The following is a 23,902-nucleotide window of genomic DNA, read 5'->3' on the forward strand; positions in this document are numbered from 1 at the left end:
GGGGTGCGGCGGCCGGGCCGGACGGGTCAGCCTTGCTGGAGTGACTTGGAGATGGCGGTGTTGCCGTCGGACAGGGCCTTGACGGCGTCACCGAACAGCGCTCCGCGGACCGTCTGCAGCCAGGGGCTCTGCGGGTCGTTGAAGGACGCGTTGAAGTTCTTCGCGTACGGCGTCCTGCCCTTGGCGACCAGGCTGTTGATGAGCACGATGCGCGGGTCGGCCGAGGAGTACTTGTTCGACGCCAGGTCGGTGCGGATCGGCACGCCCTTGTTCTTGGCGACGACCTCGACCTGAGCTTCCTCCGACATGGTCCACTGCAGGAAGTCCCACGCCTGGGCGGCCTTGGTGCTGGTGGCGCCGATGCCGATGGCGTCGCCGCCGATGAAGGTGGAGTCGCCGCCGTCGGGCCCGCTGATCGGCGCGACGCCCATCTTCACGCCCTTCTCCTCGATGAGGCCGAGCCACACCGACGGCCCGGGGGCGATGCCGATCTTGCCACTCTGCAGGGCGCCGAGCCAGGTCGGACCGGCCTCGTCCTTGGACGCCGGGGCGGCTACGCCCTCGTCGTACAGGGCGCGGTAGAGGGCGAAGACGTCCGCCATCTCCTTCGAGTCGATCTTCGCGTTCTCGCCCTTGGCGTCGAGCACGTCGCCGCCGGCGCCCCAGACCGAGGGCCAGAAGGTGAACTCGACGCAGCCGCCGCAGTTGCCGCCGAAGTAGGTGCCGTTGACGTCGCCGCCCAGCTTGTCGATCTTGCGGGCGTGCTCGGCGAACTCCTTCAGCGAGGTCGGGCCCTTCTCCGGGTCCAGCCCCGCCTTGGCGTAGAGGTCCTTGTTGTACAGCATCACCGACATGTCGACGGTGTGCGGGACGGCGAAGTTCTTGCCCTCCCAGGTGCCGGCGTTGAGGTGTCCGGGCGACACCTTGTCCTTCAGGCCGCTGGCGGCCAGCCGGTCGGTGAGGTCGGTCCACAGGCCCTGCGAGGCGTACTGCGCCGCGAACACCACGTCCGCGCCGAACAGGTCGGGCAGCGCCTTGGCGCCCGCCGCCGAGGCCAGCTTCGCCGGATACTCCTCGTTCGGGTAGGACGTGACGGTCACCTTGTTCTTGTGCGTGGCGTTGTACGCGTCGGCGTACGCCTTCGACACCGACTCGGTCGCCGCGCGAGTCCACAGCGTCAGCTGCGCGCCGTCGTCGACGCCCGCGATGCCGGCCCCGGGCGTGCCGCCCGGCTCGTCACCGCCGCACGCGGCGACAGCCGCCACCAGCAGGGCCGCCGCCGAGACGGCCAGCGCCCGAAGTCCTCTAGATCTCACAATCTCTCCTTCCATCGATAAGCGGATGAGCGGTGGAGCGGATTGGTGCGGTTACAGTCGGGCCGACGGTGAGCGTCGGTGTTCTTTCAGGTCGTGGGCAGCCAGACCCGCATCGTGGACGGGCCGCCGCGCGCCCAGCGGTGGTATGGCACCAGCGGCACGTCCAGCGGGGTGCGCCGGCCCACCGGGCCCGCGTCGGTGTACGGCCAGGGCTGCTCGGGCAGCTGTTCGGTGAGCCCGCGCACCGTCACCCCGCCGTCGGCGGCCGGATCGGTGCCGGCGTCCACACGCAGGCTGTCCAGGTCGAGCACCCCGCCCTCGGACTCCGCGCACAGCACCAGCGGGCCCTGCTCGACGGCCACGCAGCCGCGCACCGCGTCGATGCGCGGATCCGGCCGGGTGAACCGGGGCCGCATCGGCAGCGTCAGCACGACCCGGTCGCCGACGGCGAAGTCGCGGCGGACCACCGCGCGCTCCCCCGCGACCGGCTGCGGCTCGCCGTCGACGGTGACGGTCGCGCCCGCCGCCCAGGCGGGCAGCCGCAGCGCGAGGGTCCACGGGCCGGGCTCGGCCGCGGTGACCTCGAAGCCGACCGTGCCGTCGTCCGGGTAGCCGGTGCGCATGCGCAGCCCGACCTTGCGGCCGTCGGCCAGGGTGGTGTCGATGTCGGCGTCGGCGAACTGGTGCACCCGCAGCCCGTCCGCGTCGACCGAGGCCACGTACGTGGACAGGCTGGCCAGGGTGCGGGCGGTGTTGGCCAGGCAGCAGGACACCTCGAACCACGGCGCGCGCGGGCCGCCGCCGAAGCCGAGCTGCTCCACGTCGTCGGGCAGCACCGCGGTCAGCGAGCGCTGGTGCAGCGTGTGCGCGTAGAAGAAGGAGCGCCCGTCGTCGCCGATCGCCGTGGCCAGCACGTTGAACAGGATGCGCTCGATCACGTCGGCGTAGCGCTCGCGGCCGGTGGCCAGCATCAGCCGCCAGGCCACCATGATGGCGGCGATGCCCGCACACGTCTCCGAGTACGCCCGGTCGGCCGGGAGCACGAAGTCGTCGCTGAACGCCTCGTCCTGGTGCCGCGAGCCCATGCCGCCGGTCAGGTAGGTGCGCCGGGCCAGCGTCCGGTCGAACTGGGCGGCCACGATCTCCAGCAGCTCGTCGTCGCCGGTCTCCACGGCCAGGTCCACCACGCCCGCGGCGAGGTAGAGCGCGCGCACGGCGTGCCCGCGCAGCACCTGCGCCTCGCGGACCGGGATGTCGTCGCTGAAGTAGCTCCAGCCGAACTCGTGCGCCGGCAGGGTGCGCCGGCCGCGCCGGGCCACGAACAGCGCCGCCTGGTCCAGGTAGCGCTGCTCCCCCGTCACCCGGAACAGCTCGACGAGACCCGGCTCGATCTCCGGGTGCCCGCAGACCGCGTCCCGGCCGCCCGGCCCGAACTCCTCACACACGTGATCGGCCGCGCGCCGGGCCACCGCGAGCAGGTCGTCGCTGCCGCCGACCCGCGCCCGCGCCACGGCAGCCTGCAGCATGTGCCCGGTGCAGTAGAGCTCGTGCCCCCAGGCCAGGTCGCCGTAGCGGGGCCGCTGCCCGGGACGCCCGTACGCGGTGTGCAGGTAGCCGTCCTCGGCCTGCGCCCCGGCGATCATCGCGACCAGCTCGGCGATCTCGCGCTCGCGGGCCGGGTCGGCCTGCCGCCCGGTCTCCCACGACATGGCCTCGACCAGCTTGTAGACCTCGGAGTCGGAGAACTCGCGGCCGCGCCGCTCCGCACTGCCCCGGCCCACTTCCGCGGTGAAGTTGCCGGTCCAGCCGAGCTTGTCCATCCACTCCCGACCGTGGTCGAGTGTGGCGCGACTGTTGGTCATCTGCCGCTGCGCCCAGAAGCCCCCCGTGATCCGGACCTCGCTCAGGCCCAGCGGTCGCAGGACTCCTCGCGACGGCACCACGGGCCGACCTCCGGTGAGGTCGGCGGTCCGCGCCGTCACCGTCATCTCCGCCTCCAACGTAAATCTCGTGACCGCGGTCACTTCAACGTTGGGAGCCACTGTGGACGCCGAAAACCTTTTCGGCAAGATGGCCGCTCGATTACATCTCGATAACGTGGAGAGCCACTAGCCCGGGTTGACTACGGGGCGTACAGTCCGACATGTTGTCGAAATTCGAGCGAAAGGCTTTCCGTGGGTAGGCGGCGATCGACGTCGGTGACCCTCACCGACGTGGCCCGGCTGGCCGGCGTGTCCGTGGCCACCGCGTCCAAGGCGCTCAACGCGCGCGGCGAGGTCGCGCCGGACACCAGGCTGCGCGTGCTGCAGGCCGCCAACCAGCTCAGCTTCCAGCCCAACGTGCTGGCCCGCGGGCTGATCTCCGGGCGTACCCGCACCATCGGGCTGCTCACCGACGAGCTGGGCGGGCGCTTCTCCATCCCGATCCTGCTCGGCGCCGAAAACGCTCTCGGCAACGAGCAGATGTCGGTGCTGCTGTGCGACGCCCGCGGCGACGCCATCCGCCGCCAGCACTACATCCGCACCCTGCTGGCCCGCCAGGTGGACGGGTTCATCATCCTCGGCGACAGCAACGACCTGCGGCCCTCGCTCAGCCGGGACATCCCGGTGCCGGTGGTGTACGTGTACGGGCAGTCCACCGACCCCGGCGACCTGTCCGTGCTCGCCGACGACGAGGGCGGCGCCCGCCTGGCCATGGAGCACCTGGTGGGCCTGCGACGGCGCAACATCGCCCACATCACCGGCCCGCAGAGCTACCGCGCCGCCCGCGACCGGGTCACCGGGCTGCAGGCCGTGCTCGCCGAGGCGGGACTGTCCCTGGTCGGCGGCGAGCCGCTGTACGGCGAGTGGTCGCAGCGCTGGGGCCGGCACGCCGCCCGGATGCTGATCACCGCGCACCCCGAGATCGACGCGATCTTCTGCGGCAACGACCAGATCGCGGCCGGTGCCGCACAGGCGCTGCAGGAGCACGGCTGCCGGATCCCCGACGACGTCGCCGTGATCGGCTACGACAACTGGGAGGAGATGGCCGCCGACTGCCGCCCCCCGCTGACCACCGTCGACCTGAACCTGGAGCAGCTCGGCGCGACCGCCGTCATGCACCTGTTCTCCGCGTTGGACGGCACCCCCAGCTCCGGCGTCATCCGCCAACCCTGCCGCCTGGTCGTCCGAGAATCCACCGGTCCCCTCCCCCAGCAGGCCTGATCAGCGCTTGACCTCAAGCGGGCTTGATGTCGCAAGCTGCTGAGCATGGAGAACGGGGTTCTTGACGAGGTCTACGAGCGCTTGCGCGACACCGGGCCGGAACGCGACGGCTGGCTGTCCAACCACGCGCCGATGGCCGCCGAGGCGCTGGTGCGGCACGGCCACGGGGCGCAGGTGCACGGCTGGCTCGACGGATACGCCGACCGGCTGTCCGAGCGGCCGCGCGGCATCCAGCGCATCTCGGCCGGGGAATGGCGCGAGCCGCTGGGCGACCCGGTCCGCACCGGTGACTGGCTCACCTTCTTCGAGCGGCAGCTGACCGAGCGCCCCTGGCGCGAGGTGCTGATCGAGTGGTGGCCGCGCCTGCTGCCCGGAGTGGCGGCCGGGGCGACCCACGGCGTCATCCGGGTCGGGCACGCGGTGCGCGCCCTGCTCGACAGTGAACTCACCGGCACGGCCTCCCCGGCGCGGGTGGCCGAGCTGGCGGCGGGCCTGGGCTACTGGGCGGCGCGCTGGCAGCCGCTGGCTCCGGCGGGCAAGGGCCCGTACCGGGCGGGCGATCTACGGGCGGCGCTGGACGCGGTGCCGCGGGTGCCGCACCAGCGGTCCGGTATCCGTACCCGGCTGGCGCAGCTCGCCGACCTGCCCGGCTGGGCGGAGTCGGCCGGGGCGGTCCCCGGCGACGAAGCGGCGGGCGTGCCGTCCCGGCTGGACGCGATCGTCGAGGCGGCGGTGCTGCGCTACGGTACGCACGGGCACGGCAATCCGGTGATGCTGGTGCACGCGGCCACCGCGCCGAACGCCGTCGCCCGGGTGCTGCCCGTGCTGCCCGCCGCGCTGTGGCAGCCGAGCATGCAGGCCGCGTGGGCCGCCACCGCGGCGGTGACCAGCGCGTACTCGCCCGCGGCGGCACGCCCGATGCCCGGTCCCGGCGCGGCCGACGCCGCCGACCTGATGAACCGCGGGCTGCACGACCAGGACTCGCACGGCATCAAGTTCATCGACACGGCCCTTGACGTGCACCGGCGCACCGGTGAGCAGACGGTGCTCGACGTGGCGGCGTACGCCAACCATCTGATCGTACGCGGTTAGTACGGCAGCCCAAGTTCGTGATGTAGCCGCCGGTCGATGATCACGGTTCGGCTCAGAGGGCGTGTAGCTGCGAAGACAGGAGCGGCCGCCACGTGATCATTGTCTGTTGTGGACAGGATCAACGATTCGGTGGCGGCCGTGGCTGCCAGGATAGACCCCGCCGCGTGGGCGGCTGAGTTCGAGGTGTGCTTCGCCAGGATCGCGCCGGCGTTCGCGCGGGTCGAGCCCCGGCGGCGGGCCCGCCGGTTCGTGCAGGCGCTGCTGGCGCCGCTGGAGTCACGGTCGTGCTGGCAGATCGCCGAGTACGCCGGTGAGGCCAACCCGGGCGGTATGCAGCGGCTTCTCGCCTCGGCGGTGTGGGACGAGACGTGGGTACGAGCCCAGGTCCGCGACTACGTCCTGGCCGAGTTCGGCCCCGACGGGGTCCTGATCGTCGACGAGACCGGCGACGCGAAGAAGGGAACAGCCACCTGCGGAGTGCAGGAGCAATACACCGGCACCCTGGGCAAGGTCGACAACGCGCAGGTCAGCGTGCACCTGGCCTACGCCACCGCCGACCACGCCCGGGCGCTGATCGACTGCGCGCTGTACCTGCCCGCCAGTTGGACCGACGACCCCGAACGCTGCGCCGCCGCGGGCGTGCCCGCCGACGTCGGGTTCGCGACCAAGCCCCAGCTGGCACTACGCATGATCGAGGACGCCCTCGACGCCGGCGTGGCCGCCGGGTTCACCGCGGGCGACGAGGTCTACGGCAACGACCCGGTCCTGCGTGCCCGGCTGCGCAAGCGGCGCATGGGCTACGTCCTGGCCGTGCGCTGCGACACCGCCCTGACCCGCTGGGACCACCCGAACCACACGATCACCGCCAAGAAGGTGGCCGAGCACCTGCCCGCGCACGTGTGGCAGCGCTACCTGGCCGGCTGGGGCTCCAAAGGGCCGCGGTACTACGACTGGACCCGCGTCAAGATCGCGGAGACGGAGGCCGACGGCAGCGTCGGCGGGCACCACTGGCTGCTGTTTCGCCGCAACCCGACCACCGGCGACACCGCCTACTACCGGTGCTGGAGCCCGGAGACGGTCGCGCTGCCCACCCTGACCAGGGTCGCCGGGCTGCGCTGGCCGATCGAGTCCTGCTTCCAGTTGGCCAAAGGCCAGACCGGCCTGGACCAGCACCAGGTCCGCACCTGGACGTCCTGGCACCGCTACACCACCCTCGTGCTGGTCGCGTTCGCGTTCCTCGCCGTCCTGGCCGCCCGCCAGCCACAACCCGCTCCGACCATCGACCCCGACCCGGACCGGCTGCCACCGCTGTCGGCGGCAGAGATCCGCCGCCTGCTGCCATACGCATTCGCCATAGCCGATGCCAGCATGAGCGCGACGATCCGCAGCCTGGCCTGGCGACTCCGCCACCAAGCCCGATCACGCCACTACCACCACAAACGCCGAGCCACCGTCGACATCAGTCAATGATCACGAACTTGGGCTGCCGTATTAGGCCGGCTTCAGAACGGCACAAGCAAAGCGGCGAAACGAATCCGAGCGCTGCACCGACATAACGGGCCTACACCGCCATTCCCGCAGGCCGAAACACTTTCAGGCCAGGAAAGAAAGTTGCCTGTGGGAATACATTGCGATGCTCTCTCCAAACAGGACACAATTTCAAAGCGCGCACCGCTATGGACCAATCACATTCCGCAGCCGGGACGGGTGTCATGGAGTTTCAGGTGCTGGGCCCGGTGCAGGCGTCGGTCGGGAATCGGCGGATCGAACTCGGCGACCGCAAGCAGCGGCTGGTCCTCGCCGTCCTGCTGCTGGAACCCAATCAGCTCGTCCCGCTCGCGCGGCTGGTGGATCTCCTGTGGCGGGAGAGCCCGCCGACGACCGCCCGGCGCGTCGTCCAGTCGCACGTCAGCCGGCTGCGCTCCGCGCTGGCCGCCGGGAGCGGCGACGTCACGATGGTCCGCCGGGGCATGGGCTACGCGGTCGAGTGCGACCCTGAGCGGATCGACGCGTACCGGTTCCGGTCGCTGCTCGACCAGGCCCGCAACAGTGACGACGCGCACGACAGGGTGCGTCTGCTGCGTCAGGCGCTGGGGCTGTGGCGCGGGCCGGCCCTGGCCGACGCCGCCACCCACGAGGTACGCGACGAGCTGTGCCGTGGCCTGGACGAGGCGAGGATGGCCGCCGTCGAGGAGCGCTTCGACGCGGAGCTGGAGCTCGGCCGCGACAGCCAGCTCGTCGACGAGCTGACCGACCTCGCGGCCCGTTACCCCCACCGGCAGAAGCTCACCTTCCACCTGATGCTCGCGCTGTACCGGGCCGGCCGGTCCGGTGAGGCCCTGCGCGTCTACGCCTCCACCCACCGCCGGCTGGATGCCGAACTCGGGCTGCAGCCGAGCGCCGGGCTCCGGCAGCTGCAGATCGCCATCCTGCGCGGAGATCCCGCCTGAGGCCGGACCTCAGCCGGGGAGCGTACCCACGACGAACCCGCCGGATCCTTGACCGCGCCCGTAGCCGGCCGCGAGGTCCGCCGCTTCGTGTGTGGTGATCTGCCAGCCGTGCCGCGCGAGCCCGCCCGGGGCGTCGTCCAGACCGCCCTTCCACAGGGCGGTGTACTGCGCGATGACGGGCAACCCGGCCGTCTGCGGCACCTGTCCCCCGGCCTCGAACGATGCCCGGCTGCCGGGTGCGGAGTGCTCGTGCAGCACCGCCAGCAGGTGCGCCGCCTCCGCGGCCGACAGGTAGATCAGCAGCCCTTCGAGCAGCCAGGCGGTCGGCTCGGCCGGTCGCATACCCGCGGCCAGCAGCGGGCTCGCCCAATCCCCGCGCAGGTCCGCCGCAACGGCCGCGTGGCCGCACCGGGCGACCGCACCCCGCCGCCGCAGCACGTCGCGTTTGAAGTCCAGGACGTCGGCGGTGTCCACCTCGAACACCCGCACGCCGGGCGGCCACCCGAGCCGGTAGGCCCGCGTGTCCAGCCCGGCGCCGAGCAGCACGACCTGCCGTACTCCCGCCATGGCCGCCGCGAGCAGGTAGTCGTCGAAGAACCGGGTCCGCACGACGGCCTGGTTCCAGAAACCGGCCGCCCTGCCCGACACGCCGCCGACGAACGCGGCCGCGCCCCGGCTCTCCCCGCCGAACACGTCCCGGGCCGCGGCCAGGAACGCGGCCGCGTAAGGGTCGTCGAAGAGCCGGTCCCGGCGGCGGCTCTCCATCGCCCGGACCATCGCCGCGCCGAGCGCGGTCCGGCCGACCCCTTCGGGAACGGCGCTCACCACGTGACCGGCAGCGCGACGAGCCCGCCGGTGATCTGGTCGTGGTGCGACCGCAGCTCGGCGACCTCGGCCGCCAGGCGCATCGCCGGGAAGCGCGGGATCAGCTGGGCGAACAGCGCCTGCATCTCCAGCCTGGCCAGCGGTGCGCCGGGGCAGTAGTGCCGGCCGTGCCCGAAGGTCAGGTGCGCGGCATCGGACCGGTCGATGTCGAACCGGTACGCGTCGGCGTACACCGTCCGGTCGTGGTTGGCCGCGCCGGTGTCGAGCAGGACCAGTTCTCCGGGGCGGACCCGCGTGCCGGCGATGTCGAGTTCGGAGCGGGCGTAGGTGGGGATGCCGTTGCCGCCGCCGGTGTTCACGCCGACGTTGCCCACGCGCAGCGCCTCCTCGACGGCGGCGGTGAGCTTGTCCGGGTCGGCCGCGACCGCATCCCGCTGATCGGGGTTGGTGAGCAGGTGCAGCGCCATGTACCCGATCGCGACGACCGTCGTGTGGTGGCCCGTGAACATCAGCGACGCGCCGATGTGGCCGATGACGTTGTCGTCGACCCCGAACGGAGCCTCCCGCAGGCGCATGAGCAGGCCGCCGGGTTCGGCCCGGCCGCGCGCCGCCAGCTTGCCCAGGTACGCCACGAGCGCGGCCAGGCCCGCCGCGGACCGCTGCTCGTCACGGGCGTCAGCGATCGCCTCGGTGAACCTGCGGCACTTGTCGAGGTCCTTCTCAGGCACGCCGAGCAGACGGCAGATGACCATCGTCGGCAGCGGGACCGCCACGAGGTCGACGAAGTCGGCGGGCGGCCCCGCCGCCTCCAGCTCGTCCAGCAGGCGGGTCACCAGCTCGTCGAGCGACGCGCGCAGCTCGCGCAGCCGGGCCGGGGAGACGATCGTGTGCAGCACCTCCCGGAACCAGGCCCGGTCGGCGTCCTCGGACAGGTAGTTCTCCCGTGGCCGTCCCCCGAACAGCGCCGAGGCGGTCAGGCGCGGGGCCCGGCTCGGCCGCGGGTGGGCACGTGCCAGGCGGTCGCCCGAGTACAGAGCCTTGACCTGCTCGTATCCGGTCACCAGCCAGGCCTCGTCGCCCGTCAGCGTGCGTACTCGATGAACAGGCCCCTGTTCCTGCAGCGCTTGCAGCACCGGGGCGGGTTCGAGCGGATGCTTCTGCTCGAACGGCATGGACGGCAGGTCGGTCATCAGATTCCTTCCGTGGATACTGCGGCCTTCAGGCCGGGGAGGAAACGGAACTCCTGCGGAGCGGGGCAGGCAAAGCCGATCCGCCGCCGAGGCGGACCGGCGTCCGTCCGTACGTCAGTACGAAACCCAGCGGCCGTCCTGTTAGGATCCGTGGCGTGGCCAGGACGGTGAAGCGGGCGTTCAAGTTCCGCTTCTACCCCAGCGACGTGCAGGCCGAGCAGCTGTCGCGGACATTCGGGTGCGTCCGGCTGGTCTACAACATGGCCCTGCAGGCCCGCACCGAGGCGTGGACCCAGCGGCAGGAGCGGATCGGCTACCACGCGACCTCGGCCCTGCTCACCGGATGGAAGAAGACCGCCGACCTGGCGTTTCTCAACGACGTCTCCTGCGTGCCACTGCAGCAGGCGCTGCGGCACCTGCAGACCGCTTACGTCAACTTCTGGGCCAAACGCGCCAGACACCCGCACTTCAAGTCCAGGAAGCGCTCGCGCCGCTCGGCCGAGTACACCGCCAGCGCGTTCCGCTGGCGCGACGGCAGGCTGACCCTGGCCAAGATGACCGAACCCCTCGACATCGTGTGGTCGCGGCCGCTGCCGCAGGGCTGCACGCCCTCGACGGCGACCGTGTCGCAGGATGCGGCCGGGCGCTGGTTCGTGTCCCTGCTCTGCGACGACGTCATCGCCCAAACCCCCGCCGCCGGCACGGTCGGGATCGACGCTGGCCTCGACAGCCTGCTCACCCTGTCCACCGGCGAGAAGATCACCAACCCCCGGCATGAGCACGCCGACCGGCAGCGGCTGGCCGGCGCGCAACGCGACCTGGCCCGCAAGCAGAAAGGCTCGGCCAACCAGGCCAAGGCCCGGATCAACCTCGCCCGCATCCACGCCCGCATCGCCGACCGCAGGCGCGATCACCTGCACAAACTGACCACTCGGCTCGTTCGTGAGAACCAAACGATCGTGATCGAGGACCTGGCCGTAAGCAACATGGTCCGCAACCACCGGCTGGCCCGCGCGATCAGCGACGCGGCCTGGCGGCAGTTTCGCACTCTGCTGGAGTACAAGACCGTCTGGCACGGCCGGGACCTGATCGTCGTGGACCGCTGGCTCCCCTCGACCAGACTCTGCTCGGCCTGCGGCGCAATCACACAGAAGATGTCGCTGCACGTACGGGAATGGACGTGCCCGTGCGGCAGCCGCCACGACCGCGACGTCAACGCGGCACGCAACATCCTGGCCGCCGGACTGGCGGTGACAGCCTGCGGAGACGATGTAAGACCTCAACGAGGAACCTCTCGGACGGGGCAGTCGTCGGCGAAACAGGAACACCCGAGGGCGACCAAGGGAATCCCCATCCTTTAGGGCGGGGAGGATGTCAACGCGGGGCCTTCCTCATCGGCCGGAGAACTTGGCAGCGTCCAGGGCGTCGCCGGGCGGCAGGAGCCGGCCGAGCTGCTCCAGCAGGACCGCCTGCCGCTCGCGCAGCCGGTCGCGCTCGGTCTCGTCGTCCAGCAGCTCGGTCATCGCCTGCAGCACCCGGCGCCGCTCGAATACGCCGACGCTGCGGAAGGTGTCCGGATACGGGTTGCCCGACAGCACCGGGGTGAGGAACTCGTGCCAGCCCCACGGGTACACCCGGAACGGGTAGGCCAGGGCCAGCTCGGGCGCCGCCTCGGCCAGCCAGGCGGGTGCCGAGCCGCTGGCGATCAGCCGCCGGATGTCAAGGATCTTGTGGTTCTGCAGCACGAGGCTCGGCACACCGGCGAGCACCGCCTGGGTCAGCGTCACCGACACCGCGTTGGCGCTGACGTAGAGGTCGGCGGCGGTCAGCTGGGCGTGGAACTCCACCGGCGTCAGCGTCGGCACCTGCCGGTACTCGATCTGCGGGGCGACGGGGAACTCCCACGGGTGCGGGCCGACGTGGACCACCCGCAGCGGCCGGCCGAGCGCGGCCAGGTGGCTGTGGATGATCTGCGGCATGGACCGCATCAGCTGCCCCATGCTGGGCGAGCGGACCACGTTGACGTACTCCCACCGGGAGTTGGTGAGAAACACCGTCGGCGTCCCGGACCGGCGGGGCGGGCGCATCGGCGTCGTCCCGCCGCACACCATCGGGGTCACGATGACGCCGGGTTCGGCGGGTGCGGGGCGGTTCAGCGGGCTGTTGCGGATCAGCAGGTCGCAGCTGTCGAGCAGGCGCGGGAAGTGGGTGCGGTGCCCGCCGTAGAAGTCGACGACGTACTGAGCGGCCGGGTAGTCGTACTGGTCGAAGCTGGCCAGGGCGACGTCGTAGCGGTCGCGCAGCAGGCTCATGCTCAGCCCCGACCACGCCGTCGAGTAGTCCAGCGTGAAGCAGTCGGCCGCGACGAGCATGTCCGGGCGGAAATCGGCCACGAGGGTGTCGAACGCGGCCCGGTTCCGGCCCGGGTCCTGGCTGGTCAGCGGGTGGACGTCGAGCCCGAGCCCGCGTACGTAGGGCGCGACCGCGGCCATGGTCACGAACAGGACCTTGAACCGGTCCGGCGGCAGTTGCCGGGCGAAGTCGGCGGCGATGCTCACGTCGCCGTTGGACAGGTGGCCGAGCCCGAGGAACAGCAGGCGCCGGGGGTTCATCGCGCTCACCACACCGACTGCCGGCTCAGCGCGGCCACGACCGCGGGCTGCTCGCCGTAGAGGACCGCCATCACTTCCCCGATCGCCTGCCGTTCGGGGCCGACGGCACCCGCGTGCATGGTGGCCAGCGGTTCGCACAGGACCGCGCCCAGCGCCGGCAGTCCCACCGGCGTGCGCGGGCACGCTGCCAGCACGTCCAGCAGGGGTGGCCGTCCGTCGGCGGGCGGCGTGCCCGCGAGATGGTCGACGACGGCGGCCAGCGCGTGGGTGCTGACGAAGTAGGCCTGCGCCGGAAGGCCGCCCTGGCGCGCCAGGAGCAGCTCCAGGTCGGCCTGGGCCAGGCTCAGCTCCCCCGAGGCCTGCACCGAGTACGCGCCGTAGCTGCTCGGGATCAGGGCACGCAGCCGGGCCCGGCTGTAACGGGCCAGCCAGTTGTCCGGGTCCAGCCGCAGCGCCTGCCCGAGGGCGTCGATGGTGTCGGTGAACCGGGCGTGTGCCTCGAACTCCACGCCGAGGCTGGGCAGCGCGGCCATCAGCGCGAAGGCGTACCGGGCGGCGGCGCCGGGGTCGGCCGGGGCGGCGCGGCGGGCGTCGGCCAGGCGGGCCAGCAGCTTGGGCGCCCAGCCCAGCTTGCCGGCCGCGCTGGCCACTCCGTACAGCTCGTCGTCGGCGCGGGTGATCAGGTGCACGGTGTCACGCCGTCGCCGTCGGGGTGACCGGCTGGAACTCGTCCCAGCCGACGAACTCGGCGTACTCCTTGTAGACACCGCCGCAGGAGCCGTTGTGGGCGCAGCCGCCGCACCGCTCGTCCTTGACCCGGGCGTTGCTGTCCATGTAGTTCTCGTAGTCCTCGAACACGAACTTGCGGTACAGCATCTTGAACTGGTTCTGCTTCCAGTCGATCATGTACTGCTCGTAGCCGGGGATGGCGCAGTACGGGAAGCCCTCCAGGGTGACCATCTTGCCGCGCCGCACCGCACGGTCGACGGCCTCGAAGACGTAGGGCTGGATCTCGTCGTAGCGCGGGGTGACGTCCCAGAAGTTGCGCAGCGCCGTGCCGGAGGTGTGCAGCGCGGACAGGTTCACGTGATCGGCGCCGAGGTCCAGGCACAGGTCGACGATGTCGGGCACCTCGGTGAAGTTGTCCTTGCACACCACCGAGTTGGTGCGGACCAGCGCGCCGAGTTCCTTCACGTTGCGGATGCCCGTGACGGCCTGCTGGAACGAGCCGAGCGCCTTGGCGATGCGGTCCTGGGTCAGCGCGCGGGCCCCGTGCAGGGACACGATGAACAGGCTGACGTTCTTGCTCACCACCGTCTTGGCGTACTCCATCCGGGCCAGCTTGCGGCCGTTGGTCTGCAGCAGCACGGTCGGGTAGCCCAGCCCCTGGATCTCGTCGAGGATCTCCAGGAAGTCCTTGCGGATGGTGGCCTCGCCGCCGTGGATGTTGACGGCCTCGAATCCCTTGTCCGCGTTCTCCTGCAGGAATCGCGAGACCCGCTTGCGGGAGATGGAGTCGTCCTTGACGAACGGGGAGTCGACGATGCAGAAGTTGCACTTGCTGTTGCAGATGTCGGTCAGGTGCACGCTCAGCGCCTTCACGGCTGTGCCTCCGATTCGTGGCCGGTGGCGCTGGGCACGGGCACCGGCTGCGCCAGCCGGTCCAGCAGCGCCAGAAGATCGGTGAGGTCGACCCGGACGACCCTGATGTGGTCGGTCATGATGTCGCGGCCGGGCTGGTCCCCGGCGAGCAGCCGGTCGGCGCCGTCGGCGGCGAACTGGCCGAACGCGAGCAGCCCTTCCAGGCTGCGGCGGTACTCGGGCAGGCGGCTCCAGACGGCGCCGTCGCCGTCCTGTGCGGCGCGCAGCCCCGCCTGCAACGCCTTGACCTGGCGGTAGGTGCCGGGCAGGTCGGCGCCGACGACGCTGCGGAACCCCATCAGGGTCAGGTCGGCCATGCCCTGCGGGAGGTGGGCGAGGCTGGAGACCTGCCAGGTCAGGTGATCGGCCACGCGGCCGGTCAGCCGGAGCGCCTCGGCCAGCTTGGCGCCGTCCGCCGTCGGCCGGGGTGCGGGTTCGGTTTCCGGCAGGGCGGGTGCGGCGGCCGAGGCGGTCGGTGCGGGGAGCTCGGTGCCGGCGAACATCCGTACCGTCCGCCGCTTCTGCACCGGCACCCGCTGCCCGTCCGCCCCGGTGACGGTGGCCACGATCATCTCGGTCATCTCGGCGAACAGCAGGTCACCGGTCTCGGCGTCGGCCTGCAGCGTGATCCAGTAGGACGAGCGGCCGCGCTGGCGCACCGGGCCGGACCTGACGTCCAGGACGCAGTCGAGGCAGGTCATCGTGTACACCACGCTCGGGCGGCCGCCGTACGTGCCGTGGCCCAGGTGCCGGGCGGTCGCGTGGGCGTTGCGGAACACGGCGGTCGCCCCGGGGTCGGAGAACCGCAGCTCCGCCCAGCTGCCCGAGATCCCGTCCAGCTCCGCCCAGCTGCCGGGGGTGCGCAGCGCCGGGGTGGTCGTCAGGTGCGTGCACAGCATCTCGAACGTGACGACGTCCCAGCTGAGCATGAGCAGCAGGTCGACGGCGGGAGCCTTGGGCAGGCCCGGATAGCTGATGTCCATCGGCGACAGCGGGGTGCCGGGCGGCGGGTCCTGCGGGCGGTCCACCCCGGCGACGTCGGTGTGCATCAGCACGGAGGTGAAACTCTGACCCCGCGCGAACGTCCACTCGCGCTGCTCGCCCTCGCCGTCGGGGCTTCCGGTGCCGGCGTCTACCCGGTCCCACTGGTAGCGCACCGGGACGAGCGAGCCCACGCTGCCGCCGGTGAGGGTGCGGGTGAGGCTCGCGGTGACGTCCTGCCACTTGTACGGGGTGCCGCGCGGGGTCAGGAAGTCGTTGCGCATCGTCGCCCGGAACGGCTGCACGGCGTCCGGCGCGACGCGGCGGCGGTCGGGCGCGGGCCGCCCGGCCAGGGCCGCGACGGCTTCGTGCAGGGGCGGCTGTCCGGTCATCGGGCCACCGCCGCGGCGAGCGTCTCGGCGAACGCGTCGGTGGCCGAGGGCAGCGCGGCGAGCCGGTCGCGGTAGTCCTGCTGCCGTTCGAGCAGGTCGGGACGGCCGTCGAGCAGGCCGGTCAGGGCCTGTCCCACGGCCGCCCGGTCGAAGAGCGGGGCCTGGGCGAAGCAGCCGAAGTAGGGGTTGCCGGACACCAGCGGCGCCAGCAGCTCGTGCCAGCCCAGCGGTGCCACCCGGAACGGGTACGCCGCCGTCAGCTGCGGCGCGCAGGCGGCCGTCCATTCGGGCAGCTCGGTCAGGGTCCGGTCGTTGTGCAGCAGCAGTGACGGCACCCCGGCCAGCACGGCGCGGGCGAGTGTGGACGACAGGGCGTTGGCGGTCAGGAAGACGTCGGCGGAGGTCAGCCGGGCGTGGAACATCGGGTACGGCAACCGGCTGAAGTGCTGGTAGTCCAGGTGATCGGCGGTCGGGAACCGCCAGCTGCGCGGGCCGACGTGGATGATGCGCAGCGGGCGGCCCACCGCGGCCAGCAGGCTGTGCAGCAGCCGCGGGAGCGCGTCGACCAACTGCTGGGCGGCAGGCGTGGTGCCGGTGTACTCCCAGCGGGAGTTCACCAGGAACACCACCGGCCGGTCGGCCCTGGGCGCGTCCTCGTCGCTCACCGGGCGCAGGCCGCCGTACTGCAGCCCGCCGAGGTGCAGCGGGGCCACCACGACACCCGGCGGCCCCGGCTCCGGCCGGTGCGGCGGCCCGGTGCGGATCAGCACGTCGCAGTCGTCGAGCAGCGGCGGGAACTGCGTGCGCGGCCCGCCGTAGACGTCGACGGCGTATCCGGTCTCCGGCCAGCCGAGCCGGTCCAGGCTGCCCACCGGCCGTCCGTAGCGCTCGCGCAGGACGTCGAGGCCCAGCCCGGTCCAGCCCCGTGACTGGTGCACGGCGAAGGCGTCGGCCGCGATCAGCAGATCGGGTGCGAAGCCGGCGACGACCCGGTCGAGCATGGCCAGGTTCTGCGCCGGTGAGCCGGCGGTCAGCGCGAGCGTCGGCATGCCGAGGTCGTGCAGCTGCGCCACGGAGTCGGCGGCGGCCACGAACCCGACCTGGAACTGCTTGCGCGGCAGTGCCCGGGCCATGTCTGCGGCCAGGCTGGCGTCGCCTTTGGACAGGGTGCTCGGGGCGAGGAACAGCAGTCTTCTCATGCGCTCACCTGATGCAGGATCGTGTCGACCTCGGGCAGTTTTCGCAGCGCTTCCAGGTACGTCTCGCGGGCCTCGGCCAGGCGCGCCCGCTGCGGCCCGGGCTCCAGCAGCGGCAGGATCACCGCCAGCGAGCCGTCCTCGTCGAACGTCTCCACGTGCTCCACGACCGCGCTGAACGGGTTGCCGTCCAGCAGCGAGCGCAGGAAGTGGTACCAGCCGACGGGGAACATCCGGCACGGGTACAGGTACTCGATGCCGTCGACGACGCCGCGGGCGTGCTCGGTCAGCTCCGGCGGGGTGGGGATCTCCCAGCGCAGCCTGCCGCGGCGCTTGTTGAGCGAGTTCATCAGGACGACCGACGGGATGCCGCGCAGGGCGAGCCGGTGCAGGCTCACCGAGACGATGTTGTTGGAGATGTGCAGGTTGACGGCCTGGATCAGGCGGCGGAACCGCTCCGGTTCGACCTGGCCGAGCGGGTGGAACCCGGCCGGGGCGCGGTCGTGGAACACCAGCTGCGGCCCTACCGCGAGCACGTCGGCGTGCGGCAGGATCCGCTCCAGCAGCCGTTCGAGCATCCGGTGGCTGGCGTCGACGTACGCGGTCACCCGGGGGTAGGCGGCGTGCATGCGCTGCCAGGTGGCGCCGGTGACCATCACCACCGGCCGGCCGCCGGTCAGGCCGAGCTCCGCGCGCACGTCGTCCCGCTGCGCGGTCGGCACGTCGGCCGTCTCCTCCAGCAGCGGGTACGCGAAGACGTCCGGCCCGGTCTCGTCCAGCGGGTTGTTCAGCGGGCAGGGGCGCAGCCGGAACGACAGCCCGTCGAGGGTGATGTCGCCTTCGTACTTGGCCTTGAACCCGTAGGTGTCGAGCCAGGCCCCGTCCCGGCCCCAGGAGAAGTCGTCGAAGGTGCCCACCGGGCAGTCGAACGCGGCCAGGTCGGCCCGGCCCAGCCCGTAGTGCCGGTCGCAGAAGTCGAAGTTCATGAAGTCGGCCAGCACGACCAGGGCGGGCTTGTGCACGTGCGCGATGTCGCGCAGCTGGATGCGGTTGATCTTCCCGGCGCCGGGGATCATCACCTGGTATGCCAGCCCGCTGTCGGCCATCAGCCGCCGGTGGGTGGGCGGGATCAGGAACAGCGGCGTGAACCCGGTCCCGGCCATCCGCCGGGCGAACTCCGTGGCGATGGCCAGCTCCCCGAACGCCCAGAAACTGGTGACGATGAACAGGACGGTCCGCTGCCTCATCGGGCCGCTCCGGCGGATCGCAGACGCCGGACGGTGGGCTGGTCCGGGAACAGCGTGCCCATCAGCCGCCCCAGCGTCTCGCGGGCCGGAGCGTCGGGCTCGCCGTAGTACCAGACGAACGGCGCGCACATCACCCCGCCGAGCGAGTGGAACCCGATCGGCGACGCGGGCTGCGCGGCGGCCGCCTCGATCAGACCGGCGGCCGTGGCCTCGTCGCGGTCGCCCTCCCATTCCAGGCGGGCCGCCAGCAGGTACGCGCAGGCGAACCAGGGCTGCCACGCCGTCTCGGCCTGCCGGCTGATCAGCTCCGCGACGTCCGCGGCGGCACGCGTGCGCTCGGCGGCGATGTAGACCTTGTGCTCGTCGGTCTCGACCGGCAGCAGGGTGCGGGTGTGGATCCGCAGGAACCGGGCCAGCCAGTGCCCGGGCTCCTGGTAGAGCAGGTCGCTGAGCGTCTCGACGACCTCGGTGTAGTCGAACTCGTGGTGGTCGTCGCGGCCGGACACCAGCATCGCCACCATGGACAGGGCGTACGGGAACCCGGACAGCGGGTCGTCCCACTCCTTCTCGTACCGCTTGCGCAGCTGCGCGACGATCGGCCGGGCCCGGCCGAGGCGGGCGGCCATCAGCGCGGTGCTGAAAAGTTCCTCGTCCGCGCGGGTGACGGGCAGCATCACGACACCGGCGCCGGGTTGTCGGCGGGCCGCTGCGTCACCGGGTGGAACTCGTCCCAGCCGATCATCTCCGCGTACTCCTTGTAGACCCCGCCGCAGACGTCGGTGAACACGCAGCCGCCGCAGCGTGCGTCCTTGACCCGGGTGAAGTCGTCCATGTGCCCCTCGTAGTCGTCCATGACGAAGCTGCGGTACAGCATCTTGAACTTGTTGTCTTCCCAGTCGATCTGGAACCGCTCGTAGCCGGGCACGCCGCAGTAGGGGAAGCCCTCCAGCCGCAGCGCCACCCCGCGGGCGACGGCCCGGTCGCAGGCCTCCGCCACGTAGGGCCGGATGTCGTCGTAGCGCGGGGTGACGTCCCAGAAGTTGCGCAGCGCCGTGCCCGAGGTGTGCAGCGCCGAGATGTTGACGACGTCGGCGCCGAGGTCCATGCACAGGTCGACGATCTCGGGCAGCTCGGTGTAGTTGTCCTTGCACACCACCGAGTTGGTCCGGACCGACGCGCCGAGCTGCTTGACGTTGCGGATGCCCTGGACCGCCTGGTCGAAGGAGCCCGGCGCCAGGCTGATGCCGTCCTGGGTCGCCGCCGTGGCCCCGTGCAGGGACACGATGAACAGGCTCACGCCCTTGCCCACCACCGTCTCGGCGTACGACATCCGGGCCAGCTTGCGGGCGTTGGTCTGCAGGAAGACCGTCGGATAGCCAAGTTCCCGGATCTCGTCGAGGATCTCCAGGAAGTCCTTGCGGATGGTGGCCTCGCCGCCGTGCAGGTTGACCGCCTCGTAGTCCTGGCCGGCGTGCTCGTGCAGGAAGCGCGAGATCCGCCGGCGCATGACGGTGTCCTGCTTCATGTACGGAGAGTCGACGATGCAGAACGTGCACTTGCTGTTGCACACGTCGGTCAGGTGGATGCTGAGTCCCTTCATCGCCGCGGCCTCCTAGCCTTCGTCGCCGATCAGTCGTCGAGGTCTTCGTCGTCGTAGATCTCGTATCCCTGCTGGACCATCGCGGCGTCCTCGGGCGTGTAGACCGCGGAGTCGACGGCGAAGAACTCCTCCAGGTTCTCCGGCGTCAGCTTGGCCAGGTCCTCCTCGTCGAGGCTGCGCAGCAGCAGCAGCTGGACCTCGCTGAGGGCGTAGCCGGCCAGCGCGGCGTCGGGATCGTCGAGCAGCAGGCGGCCGAACTCCGGGTCGGCGACGGCCCGTTCCAGGACGTCCTTGACCTGGCTCGGCTCAGCCTGGCTCGCGGTGGTTTCGGCAGTCACGTGTGCACTCCTGTCCGGTGGTGGATCGTCAGGCCATCGACATGGTTTCGTTGTTGAACCGGGCCGGGGTGCGGCCCGCGCGGTCCTGGCGCATGCTGAGCACCCGCCAGGCGTCGCTGAAATCGGTGCTCTGGATCGCGTTGAGCTTGGCGATCTTCGGCACGATCACGTCCGCGAGCTGTTCGGCGCTGCGGCCGTCGATCTCGTCGAACTCGTAGACGCGGAAGTTCTGCGGCTTGTACGAGAACTCCAGGTCCTCGGCCAGCCAGCGGTAGTTGGCGTCCAGCAGCCGCTGGTACGCGTCGGGGAACTTGCGCAGCGTCATCCCGTACGCCTCGGGTTTCGCGCCCATCAGGGACTTGGGCGCCACGAAGTACCGGTTGACGTTGAAGTAGTTGATGTTGGCGGCGTTGCGTTCCAGGAAGTCGGTGGTCTCGGCGAAGGTGTCCTCGTCCTCGTGCGGCAGGCCGGTGATGATCTCCAGGTCGGCCCAGATGCCGACCTCCTTGCACCAGCCCAGGACCCGCTCGGCCTCGGCGAGCTTGACCCGCTTGTCGATGATCTTGAGCATCTTGGTGCTCGCCGTCTCCAGGCCGAACGTCAGCTTGCGGCAGCCGGACTCGGCCATCAGCGCGAGGCGCTCGTAGGTGAGGCTGTTGAACCGGGCGCAGTCGGACCAGTGCAGCTGGACGCCGTTGAGGATGACCCGGCTGGCGAACTCCTCCACGAAGCCGTTGACCAGGTTGAAGTAGTTGTTGAACAGGTAGAAGTACGGCGTCTGGTACTTGCCGGCCAGCCCCGCCATGTCCTCGACGATGTCGTCGACGGTGGCGTGCACGAGCTTGACCCGCTCCAGGCTCTCGGTGCAGAACGCGCAGTTGTACGGGCAGTTGTAGTTGAACACATAGGGCATCACCAGCCGCCCGGAGACGCCCTGCCCTGCCTGTTGTGCGTTGGTCTCGTTGGCCAGCCAGCTCAGGTACGCCGGGAACTGGTAGAGCTGCATCCGGTTCCACATCTCGTCGGCCTCCTGCTTGCGCGGGCTCGCCGTGGGCCGGTCGCGGACGAAGTTGTGGTAGTCGTCCAGGCGCAGGCCGTCGAAGTCGGGGGCGAGGATGCGGTGCGCGGCGTCGGGCGCCCGCAGCACGGTGTCGCCCAGCAGCCGGGCGACCCCGGGCGAGGGGGCGGGGCGGGCCATCGGCAGCTGCGTCCGCTCGCGGGCCAGCTTGCCCACGAGGTCGACGAAGACGTCCTCCCCCGGGCCGGTCACGGCCGCGTCGAAGTGCGTGATGACCGCGGTCCACCAGCTGTGGAACGCGTCGTGGAACTGCATCAGGTAGTCCAGGTTGTTGCCGCCCAGCACGATCGGCTTGCCGTAGTGCCGCTTGAGATGGGCGCCGATCACGACGGCCGACTGCATCTCCAGGAACGAGAAGTCGCCACCGGCGGAGATGCCGACCACCTGGGCCGCCTCGATGTCCTTGCCGGCCAGCAGGCGGTCGGCGAAGGAGTCGAGGAAGTCGTTGCGCGCGCCGCCCACGTAGTCCAGGACGGCCCGCTCGTCGTAGAACGGGCGCAGGTCGGCCTTGGTGAACTCGCCGGCCCGCCACATCCGCCACAGGTCGGAGTTGAGGTCGTGCAGGTCCACGTCGCAGCCGGCGTCGCGCAGGCTGGCGGTCACGATGCCGGTCCCGAAGGGCGGCAGGTTCATGCGGGTGAACATCGGCTGTTCGCCCGGTGCGACGAGGAACAGCACCCGGGTGGTCGGCTTGCGTGCCGGCGCGATGGCCATGGTGGTCACCCTTCTGAGGGCTGCAGCGAGGCGGTGATCAGGTCAGCGGCGGTCGCCAGCGGGGCCATCGCCCGCAGTTCGCCGGCGACCTCCTGGGCGGCCTGGCGGTAGCGGGGCTCCTCGACGACCGCGCGTACGGCGTCGCGCAGCTCCGTGGCGGTCACCGTGTCGGCGTCCAGCGCGATGCCCAGGCCCAGCTCGGCGCAGCGCGTGGCGATGTAGGGCTGGTCGGCGAAGATCGGGACGAGGACCAGCGGCAGCCCCCGGACCAGCGCCCGGCAGACCGTGCCCCAGCCGGCGTGCGTGACGACGGCCGAGGCCCGGTCGAACAGCTCGTCGTGGGGGGTGCGCCCGAGCAGGCGTACGTTGTCCGGGATCGGCCCCGTCTGCGCCAGGCCCGCGCCGCCGTGGGTGACCAGGCCGTCAACGGGCAGTCCGGCCAGCGCCTGGACGGCGGCGGCCACGTACCGGTCCTGGACCAGCGCCCGCACGCCGAGGTTGATCGGCGCGTTCGTGCTGGCGCTGACGACCACGACCGGCCGGCCACCGGGCCGGGTCCGTGGCGGGGGCACCTCGGCGAAGGGGCCGACCAGGGCGACCTCGTCCGGCAGCCGGTGGGCCCCGGCGAAGCGCGCGGTCGTCGGGATCAGGTGCAGCTGCGGCGAGGTGCGCCCGAGCAGGCTCACGTCGTCGTCGGGCAGGCCGAGCGCGGCCAGCACCCGGTGCGGGGCGAAGCTGTCGACGGCGTGCGGGGGCAGAAAGGTGCGGTAGGAGTCCAGCGCCGGGACGGGGCTGAACGACAGCGACACCCACGGCAGGTCTATCCGCTGCGCGGCCAGCGCGCCGCCCGCGGCCATCACGTCGGCCACGATCAGCTCCGCGCCGCAGTCGTACGCCAGATCCACGATGTCGCGGACCATCGCCTCGAGATCGCCGAGGAAGATGTGCCGGAACAGCGTGGCGCTGTCGGCGGCGTACAGGTGCGGGGGAATGGGCGCGTCGGGGCACCAGCGGCTCGCGGTCTCCTCGCTGAACGTGGTGACCTCGTGCCCGGCCGCGCGCAGCTGCCCGGCGAGCGCCGACATCGGCTCGGTGTGGCCGGGCGGGTGGAAGGGGACGAGCAGGATACTGGTCACGGCTGCCGCCGGGCCAGTACGCCGCCGGGGGCTTCGAGGGCTTCGCGGGCCCGCAGGACACCGGCCGGGGTGCCGATGTCGTGGAACTCGCCGGCGGGGAAGGTCAGCGCGTGTACGCGCAACCCCGCGGTCATGGCGGCGACGAAGATGTCGCTGAGCAGGAGCTCCGGACCGGGCGGCGCATCGGCCACGCACGCGTGCAGCAGCTCGGTGAAGACCGGCGACCAGGCGGCGATGCCCCACGTGTTGTCGGCCGGCGGATGCTCGGGCTTGTCCACGATGGCCAGCACCCGGTATGAGCCGGGCTCGACGACGACCGGCGCGAGCGCCTGCGGCGTGGCGGTCGGATAGACCCCGAGGCTGAGGTCCGCGCCGGTGCCGTCGTGGAAGTCCAGCAGCCTGGCGAAGCCGTCGTCCGGGGAGATGATCGTGTCCGGCATGCCCATGCACACCGTCCGGCCGGCCAGGAACGGCGTGGCCAGGTCGAGCGCGTGGGGCAGGCCGCGCGCCACCTCCTGGCACACGTACGCCAGGTCCATGCCCAGGTAGCTGCCGGAGCCGAGGTAGCGCAGCAGTTCGGCCTTGGCGGGTGACAGCACGACGAAGGCCCGCCCGACGCCGCCGCCGCGCATCGCGGTCAGGACGTGTTCGATGGCCGCCTTCGGCAGCACCCGGCCGCCGACGTCGTGGTAGCCGACCTGGATGAGCTCCTTGGGCGCGCGGTACGGCGCGAGGCGCGTCCCGGCGCCTGCCGCAGGCACCACACCGAACCGACCCACCCGAAACACCCCCACGTGGTAGCGCTTCCACATACGCAGTTGTGCGAATGTATCGATGGCTTGTTGTGTTAATGTTGTGAATATGTTGTGGTCGCGGGGTCGCTGACATTTA

At 71.3% G+C, this 23,902-nt stretch carries 21 protein-coding genes; 5 read left to right on the forward strand and 16 right to left on the reverse strand.

The annotated features are described in order from the left end of the window. Window positions 1-26 precede the first annotated feature (26 nt). Together CS0771_RS27575 and CS0771_RS27580 are read right to left on the reverse strand one after the other, a co-directional pair. Window positions 27-1,316: a sugar ABC transporter substrate-binding protein gene (locus CS0771_RS27575; protein WP_244871070.1), complete on the reverse strand. Its 1,290-nt coding sequence runs from the start codon at window positions 1,314-1,316 to the stop codon at window positions 27-29. An 86-nt stretch (window positions 1,317-1,402) separates the two neighbouring features. Beyond that, window positions 1,403-3,304 (reverse strand): glycoside hydrolase family 127 protein, encoded by a 1,902-nt coding sequence (locus tag CS0771_RS27580; RefSeq protein WP_212843712.1) that lies wholly within the window; start codon window positions 3,302-3,304, stop codon window positions 1,403-1,405. A 186-nt stretch (window positions 3,305-3,490) separates the two neighbouring features. Here CS0771_RS27580 and CS0771_RS27585 point away from each other — a divergent pair, with 186 nt between their 5' ends. The 4 genes from CS0771_RS27585 (at window position 3,491) to CS0771_RS27600 (ending at window position 8,061) form a co-directional block, all read left to right on the forward strand. Then, the gene (locus tag CS0771_RS27585) at window positions 3,491-4,519 is read left to right on the forward strand and encodes a LacI family DNA-binding transcriptional regulator (protein ID WP_212843713.1); all 1,029 of its coding nucleotides are present in this window, start codon (window positions 3,491-3,493) and stop codon (window positions 4,517-4,519) included. 45 nt (window positions 4,520-4,564) lie between these two features. Next, window positions 4,565-5,611, forward strand: a complete 1,047-nt coding sequence (locus CS0771_RS27590; RefSeq protein WP_212843714.1) for a questin oxidase family protein — start codon at window positions 4,565-4,567, stop codon at window positions 5,609-5,611. Between the two features lie 138 nt (window positions 5,612-5,749). Next, window positions 5,750-7,081, forward strand: a complete 1,332-nt coding sequence (locus tag CS0771_RS27595) for an IS701 family transposase (RefSeq protein ID WP_371821439.1) — start codon at window positions 5,750-5,752, stop codon at window positions 7,079-7,081. 242 nt (window positions 7,082-7,323) lie between these two features. Then, the gene (locus CS0771_RS27600; RefSeq protein ID WP_212843715.1) at window positions 7,324-8,061 is read left to right on the forward strand and encodes an AfsR/SARP family transcriptional regulator; all 738 of its coding nucleotides are present in this window, start codon (window positions 7,324-7,326) and stop codon (window positions 8,059-8,061) included. Window positions 8,062-8,070: 9 nt separating this feature from the next. On the opposite strand, the gene CS0771_RS27605 is transcribed toward CS0771_RS27600, so the two are convergent. Then, window positions 8,071-8,886 (reverse strand): SAM-dependent methyltransferase, encoded by an 816-nt coding sequence (locus CS0771_RS27605; RefSeq protein ID WP_212843716.1) that lies wholly within the window; start codon window positions 8,884-8,886, stop codon window positions 8,071-8,073. Beyond that, window positions 8,883-10,076 carry a cytochrome P450 gene (locus CS0771_RS27610; RefSeq protein ID WP_212843717.1) on the reverse strand — a complete coding sequence of 398 codons (1,194 nt, stop codon included), beginning with the start codon at window positions 10,074-10,076 and terminating at the stop codon, window positions 8,883-8,885. Before CS0771_RS27610 ends, CS0771_RS27605 begins: the two co-directional genes overlap by 4 nt. A gap of 155 nt (window positions 10,077-10,231) precedes the next feature. Between CS0771_RS27610 and CS0771_RS27615 the strand changes: the two genes are divergently transcribed. Next, window positions 10,232-11,437, forward strand: coding sequence for an RNA-guided endonuclease TnpB family protein (locus CS0771_RS27615; RefSeq protein WP_212843718.1), 1,206 nt, complete (start codon window positions 10,232-10,234; stop codon window positions 11,435-11,437). Between the two features lie 30 nt (window positions 11,438-11,467). On the opposite strand, the gene CS0771_RS27620 is transcribed toward CS0771_RS27615, so the two are convergent. The 12 genes from CS0771_RS27620 to CS0771_RS27675 are packed head-to-tail and all read right to left on the reverse strand — an operon-like array spanning window position 11,468 to window position 23,790. Next, window positions 11,468-12,688 (reverse strand): DUF6365 family protein, encoded by a 1,221-nt coding sequence (locus CS0771_RS27620; protein ID WP_212843719.1) that lies wholly within the window; start codon window positions 12,686-12,688, stop codon window positions 11,468-11,470. 5 nt (window positions 12,689-12,693) lie between these two features. Further along, a complete protein-coding gene (locus tag CS0771_RS27625; RefSeq protein ID WP_212843720.1) occupies window positions 12,694-13,377 on the reverse strand; it encodes a hypothetical protein in 684 nt (227 codons plus the stop codon). A 4-nt stretch (window positions 13,378-13,381) separates the two neighbouring features. Continuing rightward, window positions 13,382-14,290: a radical SAM protein gene (locus CS0771_RS27630; RefSeq protein ID WP_203744001.1), complete on the reverse strand. Its 909-nt coding sequence runs from the start codon at window positions 14,288-14,290 to the stop codon at window positions 13,382-13,384. After that, window positions 14,287-15,702, reverse strand: coding sequence for a hypothetical protein (locus CS0771_RS27635; protein WP_212843721.1), 1,416 nt, complete (start codon window positions 15,700-15,702; stop codon window positions 14,287-14,289). The genes CS0771_RS27630 and CS0771_RS27635 overlap by 4 nt, the downstream gene beginning before the upstream one ends. Next, the gene (locus CS0771_RS27640; protein WP_212843722.1) at window positions 15,699-16,901 is read right to left on the reverse strand and encodes a DUF6365 family protein; all 1,203 of its coding nucleotides are present in this window, start codon (window positions 16,899-16,901) and stop codon (window positions 15,699-15,701) included. Before CS0771_RS27640 ends, CS0771_RS27635 begins: the two co-directional genes overlap by 4 nt. Further along, window positions 16,898-18,145: a DUF6365 family protein gene (locus CS0771_RS27645; protein ID WP_212843723.1), complete on the reverse strand. Its 1,248-nt coding sequence runs from the start codon at window positions 18,143-18,145 to the stop codon at window positions 16,898-16,900. The genes CS0771_RS27640 and CS0771_RS27645 overlap by 4 nt, the downstream gene beginning before the upstream one ends. Beyond that, window positions 18,142-18,819 (reverse strand): hypothetical protein, encoded by a 678-nt coding sequence (locus tag CS0771_RS27650; RefSeq protein ID WP_212843724.1) that lies wholly within the window; start codon window positions 18,817-18,819, stop codon window positions 18,142-18,144. Before CS0771_RS27650 ends, CS0771_RS27645 begins: the two co-directional genes overlap by 4 nt. After that, window positions 18,819-19,745 (reverse strand): radical SAM protein, encoded by a 927-nt coding sequence (locus CS0771_RS27655; RefSeq protein WP_212843725.1) that lies wholly within the window; start codon window positions 19,743-19,745, stop codon window positions 18,819-18,821. The genes CS0771_RS27650 and CS0771_RS27655 overlap by 1 nt, the downstream gene beginning before the upstream one ends. Window positions 19,746-19,774: 29 nt before the next feature. After that, window positions 19,775-20,083, reverse strand: coding sequence for an Os1348 family NHLP clan protein (locus CS0771_RS27660; RefSeq protein ID WP_212843726.1), 309 nt, complete (start codon window positions 20,081-20,083; stop codon window positions 19,775-19,777). Window positions 20,084-20,111: 28 nt separating this feature from the next. Beyond that, a complete protein-coding gene (locus tag CS0771_RS27665) occupies window positions 20,112-21,875 on the reverse strand; it encodes a radical SAM protein (protein WP_212843727.1) in 1,764 nt (587 codons plus the stop codon). A gap of 5 nt (window positions 21,876-21,880) precedes the next feature. Beyond that, window positions 21,881-23,011, reverse strand: a complete 1,131-nt coding sequence (locus CS0771_RS27670; protein ID WP_212843728.1) for a glycosyltransferase — start codon at window positions 23,009-23,011, stop codon at window positions 21,881-21,883. Continuing rightward, window positions 23,008-23,790, reverse strand: a complete 783-nt coding sequence (locus tag CS0771_RS27675; protein ID WP_212843729.1) for a sugar phosphate nucleotidyltransferase — start codon at window positions 23,788-23,790, stop codon at window positions 23,008-23,010. Before CS0771_RS27675 ends, CS0771_RS27670 begins: the two co-directional genes overlap by 4 nt. Between the last annotated feature and the right edge of the window lie 112 nt (window positions 23,791-23,902).

This window comes from Catellatospora sp. IY07-71, assembly GCF_018326265.1.
In the GTDB taxonomy this organism is placed as follows: Bacteria; Actinomycetota; Actinomycetes; order Mycobacteriales; family Micromonosporaceae; genus Catellatospora.

Bases quoted from the DNA above. Each gene is read 5' to 3' on its own strand.
- CS0771_RS27610 (WP_212843717.1), bottom strand. From the start codon at position 10,076: ATGACCGACCTGCCGTCCATGCCGTTCGAGCAGAAGCATCCGCTCGAA.
- CS0771_RS27590 (WP_212843714.1), top strand. From the start codon at position 4,565: ATGGAGAACGGGGTTCTTGACGAGGTCTACGAGCGCTTGCGCGACACC.
- CS0771_RS27665 (WP_212843727.1), bottom strand. From the start codon at position 21,875: ATGGCCATCGCGCCGGCACGCAAGCCGACCACCCGGGTGCTGTTCCTC.
- CS0771_RS27600 (WP_212843715.1), top strand. From the start codon at position 7,324: ATGGAGTTTCAGGTGCTGGGCCCGGTGCAGGCGTCGGTCGGGAATCGG.
- CS0771_RS27650 (WP_212843724.1), bottom strand. From the start codon at position 18,819: ATGCTGCCCGTCACCCGCGCGGACGAGGAACTTTTCAGCACCGCGCTG.
- CS0771_RS27620 (WP_212843719.1), bottom strand. From the start codon at position 12,688: ATGAACCCCCGGCGCCTGCTGTTCCTCGGGCTCGGCCACCTGTCCAAC.
- CS0771_RS27655 (WP_212843725.1), bottom strand. From the start codon at position 19,745: ATGAAGGGACTCAGCATCCACCTGACCGACGTGTGCAACAGCAAGTGC.
- CS0771_RS27640 (WP_212843722.1), bottom strand. From the start codon at position 16,901: ATGAGAAGACTGCTGTTCCTCGCCCCGAGCACCCTGTCCAAAGGCGAC.
- CS0771_RS27580 (WP_212843712.1), bottom strand. From the start codon at position 3,304: ATGACGGTGACGGCGCGGACCGCCGACCTCACCGGAGGTCGGCCCGTG.
- CS0771_RS27645 (WP_212843723.1), bottom strand. From the start codon at position 18,145: ATGAGGCAGCGGACCGTCCTGTTCATCGTCACCAGTTTCTGGGCGTTC.
- CS0771_RS27635 (WP_212843721.1), bottom strand. From the start codon at position 15,702: ATGACCGGACAGCCGCCCCTGCACGAAGCCGTCGCGGCCCTGGCCGGG.